Source organism: Rhizobium mongolense USDA 1844, from assembly GCF_000419765.1.
Lineage (GTDB): Bacteria > Pseudomonadota > Alphaproteobacteria > Rhizobiales > Rhizobiaceae > Rhizobium > Rhizobium mongolense.
Genome location: NZ_ATTQ01000002.1, coordinates 235,250 through 252,495, shown reverse-complemented (window position 1 = coordinate 252,495; position 17,246 = coordinate 235,250). Strand labels below are relative to the sequence as shown.

Here is a 17,246-nt window from a genome sequence, read left to right as displayed (position 1 = left end):
CCTGCCATGACCCTTGCCAACCTGCCGCCGCTCGTGACCGTGTTTGGGGGTTCTGGCTTTCTCGGCAGGCATATCGTGCGCGCCCTCGCAAAGCGCGGCTATCGCATCCGCGTCGCGGTGCGCCGCCCGGATCTCGCAGGTTTTCTGCAGCCGCTCGGCAATGTCGGCCAGATTTCCTTTGTCCAGGCGAACCTGCGCTACCGCAATTCCGTCGATCGCGCCGTCGAGGGCGCCGACTTCGTCATCAACTGTGTCGGCGTGCTCTTTGAAACCGGCCGCAACACCTTTGATGCGGTGCAGGAATTCGGTGCGCGCGCCGTGGCGGAAGCCGCCCGGGCATCCGGCGCGAAGCTCATTCATATTTCGGCAATCGGGGCCGACGCCAATTCGGATTCCAGCTATGCCCGCACCAAGGGCCGCGCGGAGGCGGCAATCCTTTCGACCAAGAAGGACGCCATAATCTTCCGTCCGTCGATCGTTTTCGGGCCGGAAGACGGCTTCTTCAACAAATTTGCGGAGATGGCTCGCCTCTCGCCAGTGCTTCCCCTCATCGGTGGCGGCAAGACGAAGCTGCAGCCGGTCTACGTAGAGGACGTGGCAGAAGCCGTGGCCCGCGCCGTCGAGGGCAAGGCTGCGAGCGGGACGATCTATGAACTCGGCGGTCCGGAAGTGCTCACCTTCCGCGAATGTCTTCAGGTCATGTTGAAGATCACCGCCCGCAAGAACCGGCTGGTTTCCATTCCCTTCACCATCGCTTCGCTGATCGGCAGCGTCGCTTCGCTCATTCCCTTCGTTAAGCCCCCGATCACGGCCGACCAGGTTCGCCTGCTGAAACGCGACAATGTCGTTTCAACGAAGGCCGAAACGGATGGTCTCACGTTGAAGGCCCTCGGCGTCACGCCGACAATGCTAACCTCCGTACTGCCGTCGTATCTGGTGCATTACCGCCCGCATGGTCAGTACACGGGTTCGGGAAAAGCAGCCTGAGAAATTATCGCATCAGTTGAACGCCGCTGTGTTTGCTCACAGACGGCGTTTTTTCTTTTGCTGCTTTCAGGCAACCGGTGCAAGTTTCGCGTGCTTTCTATAGTGCCGAGCCGGTACGGCGTTGCATAAAAGACGCATTAAAAATTTAGTGAAATTAACGCCACATTTAGCAGCAACCTTTATTGCTATTTGCCATTCCACTGACTACACACCCCGCGCGTCCTGAAACGGACTCAGCGCCATTTGCGGCGCGCTAAATCGACTTGAAAGGCTTTACTCGATGGGCAAGTCAATCGCGCTTCTTTTTGCGTGTGCGGCACTGGTTATCCTCGCAGGTTCCTTCATTGCGCCCGGCTCGGTCGCAGCGGTGAAGGGTGGCTGCGCGCCGGCGTATGGCATCGATCCCTGCTCCACAGCCTCCCTCAACCACTAAGGCAAAGGCCGGCTCTTTCCGGAGCCGCCCCGATGTCAAATATCTGAAAATCAGCCGAACAGCGTCAAGCCGATCAGGCCTGCCGCGCCAATGAAGATTCGCCACCAGGCGAAGGGCGCATAGCCCCGGATCGAGACGAAATCGAGCAGCGCGCGGACAACGAAGAGCGCCGAGACGAAAGCCGCCACGAAGCCGATGACGATGAGCATTCCGTCATCGAAGCTCAGCATATTGCGGTTCTCGTATAAATCCAAGGCAAAGGCGCCGACCATCGTCGGCATGGCGAGAAAGAACGAGAATTCGGCTGCAGAGCGCTTGTCGGCACCCATCAGCAACGCGCCCACGATCGTGGCGCCCGAGCGTGATGTTCCCGGGATCATGGCAAGGCACTGGAAGAAGCCTATCTTCAGCGCCATCGGCAGGGAAAACTCTGTCACATCGTGATATTTCGGCTTGAACTGGATCTTGTCGACGGCAAGGAGGACGAGGCCGCCAAGAATGAGGACGACGCAGATCAGCATCGGCGTTTCGAAGAGCACGTTCTTGATGAAGTCGTGCGCAATCGCGCCGATAACGGCTGCAGGCAGAAAGCCAAAGAGTACGGCAAGGACGAAATGCCGCGCCCGCTCGCTGCGCGGCAACGCAAGCGCCAGGCTTAGCAGCCGCTTGAAATAGACGAGAAGAATCGCAAGGATCGCGCCGAGCTGAATGAGAACGACAAATGTATTGCCCGGCGACCGAAAGCCCAGGAAATGCCCTGCCAGCAGGACATGGGCCGTCGAGGAAACCGGTATGAATTCAGTAAGGCCTTCAATAAGGCCTAGAACGAGTGCACTAAAGATATCAGCCATGTTTTATCCCTTGTGAGGCGGGGCCAGGCCCGATTTGCTTGTATTGAAGGGGCCAAGCTCCTATAGCTGCAACGAATGAGTCATGACTAGGGCGCTATGAATATGAGTGCACCAGAGCATGCCGCGAGAAATCAACAAATCGGGTATCGATGCCGACGCTTTATCATCATCCTATGTCATCCGCTTCTCGCTTCGTCCGGCTGATTCTGAGCGAGTATGGCTTTCAGGCAGATCTCATTGAAGAGCAGACCTGGGAAAAGCGGCGCGACTTTCTGGCGCTCAACCCTGCCGGTACCTTGCCGGTCTATGTGGACGACAGCATGCGCGCTCTTTGCGGCGCGACTGTCATTTCGGAATATCTCGATGAAACGCATGGCGTGCTGAAGCGTGACCGGCGTCTTCTTGCGGAAGATCCCTTCCAACGCGCGGAAATCCGCCGCCTCGGTGAGTGGTTCATGCAGAAGATGGAGACGGATGTAACTCGGCCCCTGGCACGCGAGCGCGTGTATAAGCTGCAGATGAGTGCAGATCAGGGCGGCGGAGCACCGGATTCGAAGATCCTGCGCACGGCACGCGCCAACATCCGCCAGCATATGAAATACCTGACCTGGCTTGCCGGTTCGCGGCAGTGGCTGGCAGGAGATCGCATGAGCTATGCCGACCTTGCCGCGGCCGCTTCGCTATCGATCCTCGACTATCTCGGCGAGATCGACTGGACGGAATCGCCGATCGCCAAGGATTGGTATCAGCGCATGAAATCACGGCCGTCCTTCCGCCCGCTGCTGACGGAGCGGGTGCGTGGACTGACACCGGTCTCTCACTACGCAGACCTGGATTTCTGACGAGGGCTTTCGATGCCCCAACGGATAGCAGACGATAAAGAACGCAAGCGCCGCGACAATTTGACCGCCTTTGTTCGCGCCGAGGCGGCAACGCTCGGCTTTGAGCTCTGTCGCATCACGCGGCCGGATTCGATACCCGAAGCGAAGGAACGGCTTGGCGAGTTCATCGATGCCGGACGTCACGGCACGATGGAATGGATGGCTGAAACGCGCGATCGCCGCGGCGATCCTCGCACGCTGTGGAGCGATGTGAAATCCATCGTCGTCTTCGGCCTCAATTACGGCCCCGAAGAAGACCCACGCCGTATTCTTGAAAAGCCGGACAAGGCGGCAATCTCCGTCTATGCGCGCAATCGCGACTATCATGACGTCGTCAAGGGACGGCTCAAGGAGATCGCCACGCGCTTTGCAGCACGGGCCGGGGCCGACGTCAAAGTCTTTGTCGACACTGCACCGGTGATGGAAAAGCCGCTCGCCGCGGCAGCAGGTCTCGGCTGGCAGGGCAAGCATACCAATCTGGTCAGCCGCAGCCACGGCTCCTGGCTCTTCCTCGGCTCGATGTTCACGACAGCCGATCTCAATACAGACGACGCTGAGATCGATCACTGCGGCTCCTGCCGCGCTTGCCTCGATGCCTGTCCGACCAACGCATTCCCGGCGCCCTATCAGATCGACGCACGGCGTTGCATCTCGTACCTGACGATCGAGCACAAAGGTCCGATCGATCTCGAATTCCGGCCGCTGATCGGCAACCGGATCTATGGTTGCGACGACTGCCTTGCCGCCTGTCCGTGGAACAAGTTTGCCGTCTCGGCATCCGAAATGAAGTTGCAGGCGCGCGGCGACCTGAAAGAGCCGTCGATTGCCTTTCTCCTGACGCTCGACGACGCGGCTTTCCGGTCTTTTTTCAGCGGCTCGCCGGTCAAGCGCATCGGCAGAGCCCGCTTTATCCGCAATGTGTTGATCGCCGCCGGCAATTCCGGTGACCACAGCCTTGCCGATCAATGCCGATCGCTGGCCACTGACGCTTCTCCGGTTGTTCGCGGCATGGCAATATGGGCGCTTTCGCGATTGGTAAAGCCCGGCGAATTTGCCGTCTTTGCGGCACAAAGGCCGGATGAGACTGATGCCGGCGTACTTGCGGAATGGCAATTGGCGGGAGTGGTGTGATGCATGTGATGATTTTCGGCTGCGGTTATTCGGGCACGGCGATTGCCAAGGCTTTCTCAGCCGCAAGCGTCCGCATTTCCGGCACGACCAGATCGGCCGACAAGGCTGAGCTCCTCCGCAGCCAAGGTATCGAAGCCTTCATTTTCGATGGCGAGACAATCAGCGACGCTTTGCTTGACGCCATGGAAAGCGTCACACACCTCGTCCAATCGATCGCTCCGCGGGAAGCCGGAGACCCGTTGATCAATCTCGCAGGCGGCCAGCTCGGCAAGATGATGCCGGCGCTCCAGTGGGTCGGCTATCTTTCCACCGTTGGCGTTTACGGCGACCACCAAGGTGAGTGGGTTAGCGAAGAGACCGTCTGCGTTCCTGTTTCCGGGCGATCGAAGGAAAGGCTCGAGGCAGAGGATGCGTGGCTGGCGCTCGGCAAGGATCTCGGTATTCCGGCCGCCGTACTGCGGCTGGCGGGCATCTACGGCCCGGGACGGAATGCGTTCGTCAATCTAAACAGGGGCACGGCCCGCCGCCTGATCAAGAAGAATCAGGTTTTCAATCGCATCCGCGTTGAGGATATCGGCGCGTCGGCGCGCTACCTCTCAGATCGGTCCCTTGGCGGCATATATAACGTGACGGATGACCTGCCCGGCCCGCCGCAGGATGTCATTGTCGAAGCAGCGGGCTTGATGGGTGTTGAGCCGCCTCCGGAACAGCCCTTCGAAACCGCCGAGCTGACGCCGATGGCGCGCTCCTTTTACGGCGAGAACAAGCGTGTTTCGAACGCCAAATTGAAAGCCGCGGGCTACACCTTTTCCTTCCCGAATTACCCGATGTCGCTTGCGCAATTGTGGCGAAGCGGACGGTGGCGCGGTTAACTCGAACAGGCGATTCCGGCATATTCGAAATGAGTAGAAAATTCCTACTTTGGCATTCTCACGATCTGAATTTCGCTCTGCATTATGGTTAACGGCCTCTAAATTTGCGCAAATGAGGCATCAATTGTGGCGGGATCGGAAAATTATTTTTGTTACTTTTGCAACATAGCGTGACAGTGCGCCGCAGCAGAAAAAATTGTTCTAATTTTACCTGATTTTCTTATATTTTTTCCACTTTTTCGGCAGCGGCACTTTTTCAACTCGAATCCCGCGAGACTCACAAATATTACAGCCTGTAACATTCCGTGATAATCAGCGGCACTTTTTCGCCACTTTTCGCCGGATTTAAGCCCCGCCGCCCGTAAAGGCGCAAGTTCAATAGTTGAGGGATAATCCGTTTTGAAGAATATCAGCCGTTCTATAGTCACTGCCGTAGCTATTGCAGCTAGTTCTTTCATCCTTCCCGCCGAAGGATTTGCTGCAGCCGGATGTGGTGGTGCTTCGTGGTACGCACTGCATTCCAAAACAGCCTCTGGCGAACGTATGAATCCTGCCATTTTGACTGCCGCTCACCGTTCGCTCCGCTTCGGCACCAAGCTTAGAGTGACCAACCGCAACAATGGCCGCAGCGTTATTGTTCGCGTCAATGACCGTGGCCCGTTCATCCGCGGCCGTGTTCTCGACCTTTCGCGCGCGGCCGCCCAGAACATCGGCATGGTCCGCTCCGGTACCGCCAAGGTTTGCTACGAAGTCGTCACCGCCAGCTAAGGCGTCCGATACCAGCGCCGGACGGCGCTTGCTCTTGCCGTCAATCGCGGTTACCACGCGGTTGAGACTTGTGAAACGATCCGCAGCGTCAGTCACGCTTCCCGCGGATTGTGCACCCGTCCGTGGCAACAGGAGTTTGTGAATGCGTTTGGGCGGCCGCCTCGAGGGGGCGATTTCGGTTCTTGCTGATATCGATCAGCGCAAGAGACCTGTCGCCGATGCGCTGAAGGATTGGGGCCTTGCGCATCGTTTCGCCGGCTCCGGCGATCGCGCTGCAATCGGCAACATCGTTTATGATGCGCTGCGCATGCGGCTTTCACACGGGTTCTTCATGGACGACGACAGCCCCCTGGCGATCGCCTATGCCGTCATGTTCCGCCAGTGGGGTTTCACCCCGGAGGCGCTTGCCGCTGAACTCTCCGACGATAGGTTTGCGCCGCCTTCTCTGCCCGATGCTGCGCTTACAGCCTTCCAGAGCCGGGCTCTTTCCTCCGCGCCTGTCCACGTCCAAGGTGATATTCCCGAGTGGGTGCAAAGCTCCTTCGAGACGGCATTCGGCGATAGCTGGCTTGCCGAAGCACAGGCGCTCGCCTCCCGCCCGACACTCGACCTGCGCGCCAATATTTTGAAGGCCAGCCGTGAAAAGGCGGTCAAAGCGCTTGAAAGAGCCGGTGCTCATGAAGCGAAGATCGCACGATATGGCATCCGGATTCCCGCCGGCGAGGGCGCCTCACGGCTTCCGAACGTCACAGCCGAGCTTTCCTTTCAAAAAGGCTGGTTCGAAGTTCAGGACGAGGGATCGCAGATCGTTGCCGATCTGGTGCTGCCGAAGGATGGAGAGCAGGTGCTCGACTATTGCGCCGGAGGCGGCGGCAAGACGCTTGCCATGGCGGCAGCGATGCACAATAAAGGCCAGATCCATGCCTATGACGCCGATCGCAAACGCCTTGCGCCGATCATCGAACGCCTGAAGCGCGCCGGTACGCGCAATGTTCAAGTGCATGACGATGCAAAGGCGCTTTCGAGCCTGCGCGCTCGCTGCGACAAGGTGCTAGTCGACGCCCCCTGCACGGGCACCGGCACCTGGCGCCGACGCCCCGATACCAAATGGCGGCTGACGGCGAAGAACCTCGACGAGCGTACGAGCCAGCAACAGGATGCCTTGAAGCAGGCGAGCGCCTTCGTGCGCCCCGGCGGCGAGCTGATCTACGTCACCTGTTCCGTGCTGCCGCAGGAGAACGAACAACAGGTCCGACGCTTCGCCGCGGAAAATCCGGCATTCTCCATCGAAAGCGCCCTGGCTGCCTGGGGCGAGCTATTCGGCAAGGATGCACCGCGCCCCCGTTCGTCGGATGGTGAAACGGTTACGCTGACGCCGGCATCGACTGATACGGACGGCTTCTTCTTCTGCCGGATGCAGCGTAAAGCTTAAGGCGCCTGATGTGATGGCGCTCGCGCGGGAGACCCAGATCAGAAATTGAACAATTGCGCTAATAGGTCAATTTTCCGCCCTTTTCCAAGTAAAGTCCTTTCTGAACAAGCGCTTTTAAAACAACTTCCATTCTTAAAATCATTCCAAACTAGAGTGTTTGACACTGGTTTTCTTTTGCGCGAAGAGATTCGGGCGATTTCAGACGGATATCCGTCATAGGAGAGGACCATGAAGCTCAACAAGAAATTCTGCGCAGCATTGGCGCTGGCGATAGCACCCCTATCCAGCCCGGCTCTCGCGGACACCGATGCTGCGGCCGTCGTGAAGCATTATGCCGAAGTGGCGCATGCCAAATTCGAGGACTCGCTGATCACCGCAAAGGCGCTCGACAAGGCGATTGACGCCTTCTTGAAGACGCCGAACGACGAGACGCTGAAGGCTGCCAAGGATGCGTGGCTTGCGGCCCGTGTTCCTTATCAGCAGACAGAAGTCTACCGCTTCGGCAATCCAATCGTCGATGACTGGGAAGGCAAGGTCAACGCTTGGCCGCTCGATGAAGGCCTGATCGATTATGTCGATACCTCCTACGGCGCGGAGAGCGACGAGAACGCGCTCTATGTTGCAAACGTCATCGCCAACAAGACGATAAAGATCGACGGCAAGGATATCGACGCATCCAAGCTGACGCCTGAGTTCCTGTCCGGCACGCTGCAGGAAGCAGGCGGCGTCGAGGCCAATGTCGCGACCGGCTACCATGCCATCGAATTCCTGCTCTGGGGCCAGGACCTGAACGGCACCGGCCCGGGGGCGGGCAGCCGCCCGGCAACCGATTACGACCTCAAGAATTGCACGCATGGCAATTGCGATCGCCGCGCCGAATACCTGAAGTCGGCATCCACGCTGCTGGTCTCCGACCTGCAGGAAATGACCGATAATTGGGTGGCTGACGGTGCTGCGACGAAGAATGTCGAAACCGATCCGAAGGCGGGTCTCGTCGCGATCCTGACCGGCATGGGCTCGCTCTCCTACGGCGAACTCGCCGGCGAGCGCATGAAGCTCGGCTTGTTGCTGCACGATCCGGAAGAGGAGCATGATTGCTTCTCCGACAACACCTATAACTCGCACCTCAACGATGCGATCGGCATCGCCGCCGCTTACACCGGGGAATATACCCGCGTCGACGGAACGAAGCTGTCCGGCCCGTCGCTGCACGATCTCGTTGCCGCGAAAGACAAGGCTCTCGATACCGAAGTCGCAGGCAAGCTGAAGACGACGCTTGATGCAATGCATGCCATGGCAAAACGCGGCGAGACAGTCGAGAAATACGACCAGATGATCGCCGAAGGCAACAAGGACGGCAACGCCGCCGTTCAAGCCGCCGTCGACGGTCTCGTTGACCAAACGAAGTCGATCCAGCGTGTTATTGCCGCACTCGATCTTGGTACGGTTCAGCTTGAAGGTTCCGACAGCTTGGATAAGCCTGACGCTGTCTTCCAATAAGCAAAAGGCGGGCCGCTTCCAAACCCAAGCGGCCCGAACTCTGAAATGCCGCATAATCCGGTTCGTCGCGTTTTTCTCTGCGCTGCTTTCTGCGCCACGCTTGCCGGGCTTCCGGTGGCTCTTGCCGCCGGTTTTAATCTTCCGACGAAGCGTACCGATCTTTCCGATGCCGACTTGAAGCGCGTCGAGGCCGTGACGCGCCCGGCGAGTGATTTTTCCAAAGCCGAACCATATGAGGCGATGCAGGCGGGTGCCGCCACATCGGTCGATCCGGTTAGGCAGGATTCCTTTTCGCATATCTCGGCAAACATCCCCTTCGAGGAAGAGCAGAACTTCAAGCTCGGTAACGCACTCTTCAAGAAGGTCTGGGTTTCCTCGCCATCCTCGACACAGGCATCGGATGGCCTCGGACCGCTCTTCAATGCGCGCTCCTGCATGAGCTGCCACGTCAACGACGGACGCGGCAGGCCACCGGAAGGCGGCGTCAGCGCCACATCGATGTTCTTTCGCCTTGGACGAGCAGCGGCGACGCCGGAAGAAGGAGAGGCGATCGCAAATGCTAGCGCCGCCAATTTCCCGGACGCGACTTATGGTCATCAGCTGCAGGATCTTGCCGTGCCCGGTCTCGCCGCCGAAGGCAAGATGGCCATTCGCTATACGGAAAAGACCGTTACGCTTGCCGGCGGAGAAACTGTCTCATTGCGCGCGCCGACCTACGAAGTGAAGGATCTTGCCTACGGCCCGCTCGATCCGGCGACGACGATATCGCCGCGCGTCGCCCCGGCGATGATCGGGCTGGGCCTCATCGAAGCCATTCCAGCAGCCGACATCCTCGCGCATGCCGATCCGGACGACAAGGATGGTAACCGCATTTCAGGCAAGGCTGCCATCGTGCGTGATCATCGCACAGGCGCGGTCAGCCTTGGCCGCTTCGGGTGGAAGGCACAGAATGCAACTGTGCGCGACCAGAGCGGTGCCGCTTTCTCCAGCGACATCGGCATATCGACGCCCGATCGGCCGGATGCACACGGGGATTGCACGCGGGCCGAGATAAAATGCCAAAAAATGCCGACCGGTGTTCAAAAGCGCCTGGGCAATGAAGAGGCGCCCGGGCCAATCCTCGATCTCGTGACCTTCTATTCCGCGAATCTAGCCGTACCGGCGCGGCGAAAGGCAAGCTTTGCCGGCACCCTGAGGGGCAAGGAACTTTTTTATCAGTCCGGCTGCATATCCTGCCACGTGCCCAAATTCGTCACACGTCGGGATGCCGCCGAAAAAGCACAGTCCTTTCAGCTTATCTGGCCTTATTCGGATTTCCTGCTGCACGATATGGGCGAAAGTCTTGCCGATGGCCAGCAAGTTGGCCACGCAAGCGGACGTGAATGGCGTACGCCCCCGCTATGGGGTATAGGACTGACCCGCACTGTCAGCGGACACAGCTTTTTCCTCCACGACGGCCGCGCCAGAAATCTCACCGAAGCGATCCTCTGGCACGGCGGCGAAGCCGAGAAAGCCCGCGATGCATTCTCCTCTCTGCCGAAGGACGATAGAGAGGCCCTGATCAGATTCCTGGAGTCCCTGTAATGCGCCTTTGGCAACCTCTCCTGCTTTCATTCATGCTTGCGGCATCGGCAACTGCACAGACTGCGTCGACGCCGACGGGGCTGAACGAGGAAGCGGTGCCGGGCGTGATGGCGCGCGCCGTCGACGAGGTGATCCGTCCCGGCTATCGCAACATGCAGCAGTCTACGGCACGCTTGACGACGGCGATGAAGGACCTCTGCGACGGTGGCACACAGCAGACTTTGGACAAGGCCAAATCTGCTTTCGACGATACGATCCGCTATTGGTCGATCATCGAGATCGTGCAAACCGGCCCGGTGATGCACGACAATCTCTTCGAACACATCCTCTTCTTCCCTGACCGAAAGGGCGTCGGCCTTAGACAGGTACAGGCACTGCTCTCCAAGGCCGACCCGAAGGATGCAACGGTCGACGCGATCGGGGAAAAGAGTGTCGCCTTGCAAGGTCTGACGGCGCTTGAATACGTGCTTTACGGCAACGGCTCAGACGAGCTCCTCAAACAAAAGAACGGGTTCCGCTGCCGATATGGCGCTGCTGTCGCGGGCAATATCCAGCGCGAGGCAGGCGAAGTCGTTGCGGCTTGGGAAAAGCCGGACGGCGTGCAGGCAAGCTGGAAACGTCCCGGTCCTCAAAGCGAAGATTTCCTGGATAACAAGGAAGCGGTGACCGCGCTTCTCGGCATTCTTGTCCACGGCGTCGAAACCGTCCGCGATCAGCGGCTGGAGCTGTTTTACAAGGGCCGGGACACGGCACCGCGCCCGCGCATGGCTATCTATTGGCGCTCGAAAAATACCTGGAAATCGATGACGGCAAACCTCGAGGGACTGCGAACGCTCTGGCAGAAGGCCGGAATGGCGGAACTTCTGCCTGCCGACAACAAACCCGTTGCTGATGCAATCGAGGAAAACTTCAAGACCCTGCTTGATACCGCCCCGAAGCTCAATCCAGATATCGACGTGGCAACCAGCGATGCGGAGAAAGCCAAGCTCGACGCATTTCTGGCGACGAGCCGTGAATTGATCACCCGCATCAGCGACGAATATGGCGGCGCGATCGGCCTTTCGGCCGGCTTCTCCTTCTCCGACGGGGACTGAGCCGATGTGGCGAAGCGCTGCGATCGACCGGCGCAGTTTCGTCAAGGCGGCAGGACTGAGCTTTCTCGCCGCATTGCAGCCGCGCGGGCTCCTGGCACTTGAGCGCGCGGATGCGGTTTATGCCTCGGGCATCCGCGCCGCCGACGGCTCCTTCGCGGTCGCGACCGTGACCGAACGCGGCGAGATCGTCGATCGGATTGCCCTCCCCGCACGTGCCCATGGCATGGCTTTCAGCCCAACCACCGGCAAGACCGTCGCCTTCGCTCGCCGTCCCGGCACCTACGCAATGATCTTCGATCCCTGGAACAGGGGTGAGCCGGTCGTTATCACGTCCTCCGAAGGCCGCCACTTCTACGGACACGGTACCTTTTCGCCGGACGGCCGGTTGCTTTATGCCAGCGAGAACGATTTTGACGGCAATCGCGGCATGGTCGGTCTCTACAACGCGACAAACCGCTTCGCCCGCATCGGCGAGTTCCAGACCTATGGAGTCGGCCCGCACGATATGACCGTCTCCGATGACGGCCGCTGGCTTGTCATCGCCAATGGTGGCATCGAGACCCATCCGGATTTCGGCCGCACGAAGCTCAACCTCGGCAACATGCAGCCATCGCTGACGCTGATCGATGCGTCCAATGGCACGCTCGTCGAAAAACATGTGCTGCCGCGGCAATGGTCGCAGGTCTCGACCCGTCACGTCGATATCGACGCCAATGGCCGCGTGTGGTTCGCATGCCAGTACGAGGGCCACCGCAACGACCTGCCGCCGCTCGTCGGCCACTTCGCCAAAGGCGAGGAACTGACCTTCGTCGATCTGCCGGAAACAACGACCCGCCAGCTCGGCAACTATGTCGGCGCCATTGCCGTCAACCGCAAAGACGCCCTCGTCGGCGTGACGTCACCGAAGGGTGCATTGGCGATCATCGACGCCAACTCCGGCAAGGTAATGGCCGAAGACATCATCCCCGACGCTGCCGGCATCGCGCCCGGCCGGCATGGATTTGCGGTCTCGTCCTATGACGGCGAGTTCCTTGCGACGCGCAGCAATGTGGCATGGGATCAGCATATCGTCAGGATTGCCCGCGAGCGCGCTTGATCTTCAGCCAGTACTTATGCTGCGGACCGTCTTTGCGGCGCTCCGGCTGGATCGCATATCGGAACTGCTTGGCTTTCATCCTTGTCGAAACCGGCGCGCCGTGCCACTTTCGCGGTCGCAAGGGGACAAATGCATGAGCGTTAGGAACAACGGCGACTTCCGCGAACGGATCCGTCAGAATTTTACCCGCCAGGCGGCGATGGAAACGATCGGCGCCGAGCTGACGCGCGTCGAGCACGGCATGGTGGAGATCGAACTTCCCTTCGACGTCAAGCTCACGCAACAGCATGGCATTCTTCATGCCGGCATCATCTCGGCAGCTCTCGACAGCGCCTGCGGCTTTGCCGCCTACAGTGTCATCGAGGCCGATGCCTCGATCCTGACGATCGAATTCAAGGTCAACCTGATGTCACCTGGGCGCGGCGAGCGCTTCCTGTTTCGCGGCGAGATCACCAAACCAGGCTCCAATATCATCGTCGCCGACGGGCGCGGCTATGCGATCGGTGACGGACCGGCCAAGCTGATCGCCTCCATGACGGGAACGATGATGGTCGTTCGCGGCAGAGAGGGAATTACGGGATGAAATTTGAACTGAAGCCGGTCGCCGGCAAGTCCATCCTTTTCGTCATGGCGGCGGAAGCCGAATATGGCCCCTTCCTGCGCTCCCGTTTCGAACCGCTGATGACGGGCGTCGGTCCGGTCGAGGCGGCGGTGGCGATGACGAAGACGCTTTCCCGGCTCGATCAGGCCGACGACCTGCCGGAGCTTGTCGTCTCGCTCGGCTCGGCAGGTTCCGCGACGCTGGAGCAGACAGAAGTCTATCAGGTTTCTTCCGTTTCCTATCGCGACATGGATGCATCGCCGCTCGGTTTCGAGAAGGGCCACACACCCTTCCTCGATCTTCCAGCGGTCATCGACCTGCCGCTCCGCATTCCCGGTATTCCTGAGGCCAGCCTTTCCACCGGTGGCAACGTCATTTCGGGGTCGGCCTACAGGAATATCGCTGCCGACATGGTGGACATGGAAACATTCGCGATTCTGCGGGCCTGCCAAGGCTATAAGCTGCCGCTGATCGGTCTTCGCGGGATCTCCGACGGCGCTGAAGAACTACAGCATATTTCCGGCTGGACGGAATATCTGCACGTGATCGACCGCAAGCTCTCCTATGCCGTCGATAGCCTATTCACAGCGCTCGAGGACGGTGTTTTCTGGTTCTGAACCCCTCTAAAGCAGGGACAATCAGGACAATAAAATCCCGGCTCGGCCGATTTCCTGGATTGCCAGGACGGGTGCTTTTCATTAAAGGCTCGCCATGACCCAGACAGCACATCCCGACAGCGTTCTCATCGTCGATTTCGGCAGCCAGGTGACCCAGCTGATCGCACGCCGCGTGCGCGAGGCGGGTGTGTACTGCGAGATCGTTCCCTTCCAGTCCGCCGAAGAGGGCTTCAAGCGCCTTCAGCCGAAGGCCGTAATCCTGTCCGGCAGCCCGGCTTCGACGGTCGATCAAGGTTCGCCCCGCGCGCCGCAGATCATCTTCGACAGCGGCCTGCCGGTCTTCGGTATCTGCTACGGCCAACAGACGATGTGCATGCAGCTCGGCGGCAAGGTCGAGAGCGGCCATCACCGCGAATTCGGCCGCGCTTTCCTGGACGTCGACAAGGACTGCCCGCTGTTCGAAGGACTATGGTCGAAGGGTTCGCGCCATCAGGTCTGGATGAGTCACGGCGACCGCGTCACGGCGCTGCCGGAAGGCTTCGAGGTCGTCGCGACCTCCTCCAACGCGCCATACGCCTTCATCGCCGACGAAAAGCGCAAATATTACGGCGTACAGTTCCATCCGGAAGTCGTGCATACCCCGGATGGCGCGAAGCTTATCGGCAACTTCATTCACAACATCGCCGGTATCAAAGGCGACTGGTCGATGTCGGCCTATCGTCAGAAGGCGGTCGAGCAAATCCGCCAGCAGGTCGGCGACAAGCGCGTCATTTGCGCGCTTTCCGGCGGCGTCGACAGCTCGGTCGCAGCTCTCCTAATTCATGAAGCGGTCGGCGACCAACTCACCTGCATCCTGGTCGATCATGGCCTGATGCGCAAAGACGAGGCAGCGAGCGTCGTCGCAATGTTCCGCGAGCATTACAATCTACATTTGCTGCATGTCGATGCCTCGGACAGGTTCATCGGCGAGCTAGAAGGCGTCAGCGATCCGGAGATCAAGCGAAAGATCATCGGGCGCTTGTTCATCGAGACCTTCGAGGAAGAAGCCAAGAAGCTCGGCGGCGCCGATTTCCTGGGCCAGGGCACTCTCTATCCCGATGTGATCGAAAGCGTATCCTTCACCGGTGGCCCATCGGTTACCATCAAGTCGCACCACAATGTCGGCGGTTTGCCGGAGCGCATGAACATGCAGCTCGTCGAGCCACTGCGTGAACTCTTCAAGGACGAAGTGCGCGCACTCGGCAAGGAGATCGGCCTGCCCGATAGCTTCATCGGCCGCCATCCCTTCCCGGGCCCAGGGCTTGCAATTCGCTGCCCAGGCGGCATCACTCGCGAGAAGCTCGACATCCTGCGCGAAGCCGATGCCATCTATCTCGACGAAATTCGTAAAGCAGGTCTCTATGATGCGATCTGGCAGGCCTTCGCGGTCCTGCTTCCGGTACAGACCGTCGGCGTCATGGGCGACGGGCGCACCTACGAATTCGTCTGCGCGCTTCGCGCCGTCACCTCGGTCGACGGCATGACGGCGGATTTCTATCACTATGACATGGAATTCCTCGGCCGCGCCGCCACCCGCATTATCAACGAAGTGCGCGGCATCAACCGTGTGGTTTACGACGTGACTTCGAAGCCGCCTGGCACGATCGAGTGGGAATGATTCAGGCCCATCCGAACGCCGCTGAAATCACGCCACTGTTCGACATAACCATCTGAAAAAAATAAATTTCTCTACGGACAACCGGTTTCATGTGACGATCATGCCGGCGTGGCGGGCGATCTTCGCGTAGGTGATGAGCCGGTGTTCGGCCTTCAAATACAGATCGCGTTCGACCGGCAGGACAAGCTTGCCGCGCACATCCTCGATCTCGCTGAGCATGGCATCGCCGAGTTCGGTACTGCCGGTCCCAAGGTCACACAATCCGAACAGTCTTACGTCAGGGCCTTCGGGGAAGGTCCCGGTCGGCAGCCACGTCGCCGCGTCGGGCATGAACAACTTCACGGCGGGGAACGGATCGAAGTCGTCCTGAACCTCGGGGGTGTGGCCGAGGCGATCGCGCAGATCGTCGGGGATCAGGGTTTCGGTGCGGGAAATCGCCGTATCATGACGCCGCCTCCCGCTCGGGCTCGTTGATCCTGTAGCGGACGCAGTGTGGATGGCCCTGCGGACCAAGGAGCCGCGCGGATGACCGCACCTCACGTCCAGAGGAAGTTGCTTTGGAAGCCGTGTCACTGCTTCGCAGCAGACTTGTTAAATCCACATAGTCATATATGACGTGAAATGACGTGTTAGGAAGCGTATATGAATAATTGCTATGGGATCGCCGTATATCCTGCGGCATGGTGGAGAATATGATCTGAGTTGGTCCTGATTATTGCGCATCTCACATGCGCAACAATTTCCCCCTAATCCTCCTGATCTTCCTCAAACAACAACCCTACGGCGCTGGTCCATTCCAGTGGTGAGCACGCTGTGGCCAACTCCATTTCGTTATCGATCAACCAAGTTGAAGGTTGATGGGAGGCGAATAGGGAGCTGACCAGGGCGTTGATCTGCTTCAGGGCGCTGACGGATCCAAGTCGCCATCGCGCTCTCACAGAATTTTCTCTGATCGGCATACCCTAAAAAACCCAGTAAAATCAAAATGCTCGATTTTTGACGGTCCCGTACAGGGTGCTAAGGGCGGAAAAGGGCAGAAAAAATAATAGAGTGGGAATGATTCATCCCCACTGACTAAAATCCCATGGATTGCTGCGCCGGCTGCGGCGGCGCAAGTCGGACGCCTTCCAGTTCCAGCATCCTGAGCTTGGAATTCGAGCCGCCCGGCGCCGAAAACCCGCCGATCTTGCCACCTGCGGCGAGCACCCGGTGGCACGGGATGATGAGGGCAACGGGGTTCTTTGCCATCGCCTGACCCACGTCCTTCGCCGCTTCCGGGCCGGCGCCAAGTTCCTTCGCCAACGCGCCGTAGGTGGTCGTTCGGCCCCAGCCGACGCGGCGCGCAGCAGCATAGACGCTCTTGAAGAATGCATCCTGCCCCTCAAGATCGACCTTTACGCCTGAAAAATCTGTTTCTTTGCCGTTGAAGTAACGCCTTACCGCAGCCATCGCCTCGGCAACCTCAGGCGTCGGTGTACCCGATTCGGCCGCCGGAAGGCGGCGCAGCAGAAGTCGCTCCGTCGCGTCCGCGGCTTTTGTCGGCAGCTGGAACCGTGTGATGCCGATCTCGTTCCAGGCAATTCCGCAGAAACCACCAGCCGTTTCGAAGATCAGATATTGGTGCGCTTTCCCGGCCATGACGTCGCCTCCGTGCTTCACTTACACCCTAAAATCGTGCGGCCGGACCTCGAGTTCAACCCGTTTCTTGCAACAGTTTGCCATTTCGCACAGCCTTGGCCAAG

18 protein-coding genes are annotated in these 17,246 nt (G+C 59.3%); 14 read left to right on the top strand and 4 right to left on the bottom strand.

All coding sequences use genetic code 11. From position 1 onward, the window contains the following. Positions 1–6 precede the first annotated feature (6 nt). Complete coding sequence (locus A3C3_RS0104365) at positions 7–987, top strand: complex I NDUFA9 subunit family protein (RefSeq protein WP_022713397.1); 981 nt, start codon at positions 7–9, stop codon at positions 985–987. A gap of 280 nt (positions 988–1,267) precedes the next feature. Then, positions 1,268–1,420, top strand: coding sequence for a hypothetical protein (locus A3C3_RS45910; protein ID WP_027510599.1), 153 nt, complete (start codon positions 1,268–1,270; stop codon positions 1,418–1,420). A gap of 50 nt (positions 1,421–1,470) precedes the next feature. Here A3C3_RS45910 and A3C3_RS0104355 read toward each other — a convergent pair whose 3' ends face one another. Further along, a complete protein-coding gene (locus A3C3_RS0104355; protein WP_022713396.1) occupies positions 1,471–2,271 on the bottom strand; it encodes an undecaprenyl-diphosphate phosphatase in 801 nt (266 codons plus the stop codon). A gap of 149 nt (positions 2,272–2,420) precedes the next feature. On the opposite strand from A3C3_RS0104355, the gene A3C3_RS0104350 reads away from it, so the two are divergent. The 3 genes from A3C3_RS0104350 to A3C3_RS0104340 are packed head-to-tail and all read left to right on the top strand — an operon-like array spanning position 2,421 to position 5,155. After that, complete coding sequence (locus tag A3C3_RS0104350; RefSeq protein WP_022713395.1) at positions 2,421–3,113, top strand: glutathione S-transferase family protein; 693 nt, start codon at positions 2,421–2,423, stop codon at positions 3,111–3,113. 12 nt (positions 3,114–3,125) lie between these two features. Then, positions 3,126–4,283, top strand: coding sequence for a tRNA epoxyqueuosine(34) reductase QueG (gene queG, locus A3C3_RS0104345; RefSeq protein WP_022713394.1), 1,158 nt, complete (start codon positions 3,126–3,128; stop codon positions 4,281–4,283). Further along, positions 4,283–5,155: an SDR family oxidoreductase gene (locus A3C3_RS0104340; protein ID WP_022713393.1), complete on the top strand. Its 873-nt coding sequence runs from the start codon at positions 4,283–4,285 to the stop codon at positions 5,153–5,155. Before queG ends, A3C3_RS0104340 begins: the two co-directional genes overlap by 1 nt. Positions 5,156–5,307: 152 nt before the next feature. On the opposite strand, the gene A3C3_RS45905 is transcribed toward A3C3_RS0104340, so the two are convergent. Beyond that, positions 5,308–5,613, bottom strand: a complete 306-nt coding sequence (locus A3C3_RS45905; RefSeq protein WP_167521936.1) for a hypothetical protein — start codon at positions 5,611–5,613, stop codon at positions 5,308–5,310. Between A3C3_RS45905 and A3C3_RS0104335 the strand changes: the two genes are divergently transcribed. The 9 genes from A3C3_RS0104335 to guaA all read left to right on the top strand — a co-directional run bounded on the left by A3C3_RS0104335 (position 5,555) and on the right by guaA (position 15,504). Beyond that, positions 5,555–5,923 (top strand): septal ring lytic transglycosylase RlpA family protein, encoded by a 369-nt coding sequence (locus A3C3_RS0104335; protein ID WP_022713392.1) that lies wholly within the window; start codon positions 5,555–5,557, stop codon positions 5,921–5,923. The genes A3C3_RS45905 and A3C3_RS0104335 overlap by 59 nt on opposite strands. A 142-nt stretch (positions 5,924–6,065) precedes the next feature. Next, complete coding sequence (locus A3C3_RS0104330) at positions 6,066–7,355, top strand: RsmB/NOP family class I SAM-dependent RNA methyltransferase (protein WP_022713391.1); 1,290 nt, start codon at positions 6,066–6,068, stop codon at positions 7,353–7,355. A gap of 228 nt (positions 7,356–7,583) precedes the next feature. Continuing rightward, positions 7,584–8,855, top strand: a complete 1,272-nt coding sequence (locus A3C3_RS0104325; protein WP_022713390.1) for an imelysin family protein — start codon at positions 7,584–7,586, stop codon at positions 8,853–8,855. A 45-nt stretch (positions 8,856–8,900) separates the two neighbouring features. Further along, the gene (locus A3C3_RS0104320) at positions 8,901–10,439 is read left to right on the top strand and encodes a di-heme oxidoreductase family protein (RefSeq protein ID WP_022713389.1); all 1,539 of its coding nucleotides are present in this window, start codon (positions 8,901–8,903) and stop codon (positions 10,437–10,439) included. Then, positions 10,439–11,533 carry an imelysin family protein gene (locus tag A3C3_RS0104315; RefSeq protein WP_022713388.1) on the top strand — a complete coding sequence of 365 codons (1,095 nt, stop codon included), beginning with the start codon at positions 10,439–10,441 and terminating at the stop codon, positions 11,531–11,533. The genes A3C3_RS0104320 and A3C3_RS0104315 overlap by 1 nt, the downstream gene beginning before the upstream one ends. 4 nt (positions 11,534–11,537) lie before the next feature. Further along, on the top strand, positions 11,538–12,629 hold the full coding sequence (locus A3C3_RS0104310; protein ID WP_022713387.1) for a DUF1513 domain-containing protein: 1,092 nt from the start codon (positions 11,538–11,540) through the stop codon (positions 12,627–12,629). A gap of 133 nt (positions 12,630–12,762) precedes the next feature. Continuing rightward, positions 12,763–13,212 (top strand): PaaI family thioesterase, encoded by a 450-nt coding sequence (locus A3C3_RS0104305; protein WP_028739398.1) that lies wholly within the window; start codon positions 12,763–12,765, stop codon positions 13,210–13,212. After that, entirely contained in the window at positions 13,209–13,847 is a 639-nt protein-coding gene (locus A3C3_RS0104300) for a 5'-methylthioadenosine/S-adenosylhomocysteine nucleosidase (RefSeq protein WP_022713385.1), read from the top strand. Before A3C3_RS0104305 ends, A3C3_RS0104300 begins: the two co-directional genes overlap by 4 nt. Positions 13,848–13,941: 94 nt before the next feature. Continuing rightward, the gene (gene guaA, locus A3C3_RS0104295) at positions 13,942–15,504 is read left to right on the top strand and encodes a glutamine-hydrolyzing GMP synthase (protein WP_022713384.1); all 1,563 of its coding nucleotides are present in this window, start codon (positions 13,942–13,944) and stop codon (positions 15,502–15,504) included. A gap of 87 nt (positions 15,505–15,591) precedes the next feature. Here guaA and A3C3_RS0104290 read toward each other — a convergent pair whose 3' ends face one another. Further along, the gene (locus A3C3_RS0104290) at positions 15,592–16,017 is read right to left on the bottom strand and encodes a DUF2958 domain-containing protein (protein ID WP_022713383.1); all 426 of its coding nucleotides are present in this window, start codon (positions 16,015–16,017) and stop codon (positions 15,592–15,594) included. Between the two features lie 561 nt (positions 16,018–16,578). Next, the gene (locus A3C3_RS0104285) at positions 16,579–17,142 is read right to left on the bottom strand and encodes a methylated-DNA--[protein]-cysteine S-methyltransferase (protein WP_022713382.1); all 564 of its coding nucleotides are present in this window, start codon (positions 17,140–17,142) and stop codon (positions 16,579–16,581) included. Between the last annotated feature and the right edge of the window lie 104 nt (positions 17,143–17,246).

Bases quoted from the DNA above. Each gene is read 5' to 3' on its own strand.
- A3C3_RS0104365 (WP_022713397.1), top strand. From the start codon at position 7: ATGACCCTTGCCAACCTGCCGCCGCTCGTGACCGTGTTTGGGGGTTCT.
- A3C3_RS45910 (WP_027510599.1), top strand. From the start codon at position 1,268: ATGGGCAAGTCAATCGCGCTTCTTTTTGCGTGTGCGGCACTGGTTATC.
- A3C3_RS0104355 (WP_022713396.1), bottom strand. From the start codon at position 2,271: ATGGCTGATATCTTTAGTGCACTCGTTCTAGGCCTTATTGAAGGCCTT.
- A3C3_RS0104350 (WP_022713395.1), top strand. From the start codon at position 2,421: ATGCCGACGCTTTATCATCATCCTATGTCATCCGCTTCTCGCTTCGTC.
- queG (WP_022713394.1), top strand. From the start codon at position 3,126: ATGCCCCAACGGATAGCAGACGATAAAGAACGCAAGCGCCGCGACAAT.
- A3C3_RS0104340 (WP_022713393.1), top strand. From the start codon at position 4,283: ATGCATGTGATGATTTTCGGCTGCGGTTATTCGGGCACGGCGATTGCC.
- A3C3_RS45905 (WP_167521936.1), bottom strand. From the start codon at position 5,613: ATGAAAGAACTAGCTGCAATAGCTACGGCAGTGACTATAGAACGGCTG.
- A3C3_RS0104330 (WP_022713391.1), top strand. From the start codon at position 6,066: ATGCGTTTGGGCGGCCGCCTCGAGGGGGCGATTTCGGTTCTTGCTGAT.
- A3C3_RS0104325 (WP_022713390.1), top strand. From the start codon at position 7,584: ATGAAGCTCAACAAGAAATTCTGCGCAGCATTGGCGCTGGCGATAGCA.
- A3C3_RS0104320 (WP_022713389.1), top strand. From the start codon at position 8,901: ATGCCGCATAATCCGGTTCGTCGCGTTTTTCTCTGCGCTGCTTTCTGC.
- A3C3_RS0104315 (WP_022713388.1), top strand. From the start codon at position 10,439: ATGCGCCTTTGGCAACCTCTCCTGCTTTCATTCATGCTTGCGGCATCG.
- A3C3_RS0104310 (WP_022713387.1), top strand. From the start codon at position 11,538: ATGTGGCGAAGCGCTGCGATCGACCGGCGCAGTTTCGTCAAGGCGGCA.
- A3C3_RS0104305 (WP_028739398.1), top strand. From the start codon at position 12,763: ATGAGCGTTAGGAACAACGGCGACTTCCGCGAACGGATCCGTCAGAAT.
- A3C3_RS0104300 (WP_022713385.1), top strand. From the start codon at position 13,209: ATGAAATTTGAACTGAAGCCGGTCGCCGGCAAGTCCATCCTTTTCGTC.
- guaA (WP_022713384.1), top strand. From the start codon at position 13,942: ATGACCCAGACAGCACATCCCGACAGCGTTCTCATCGTCGATTTCGGC.
- A3C3_RS0104285 (WP_022713382.1), bottom strand. From the start codon at position 17,142: ATGGCCGGGAAAGCGCACCAATATCTGATCTTCGAAACGGCTGGTGGT.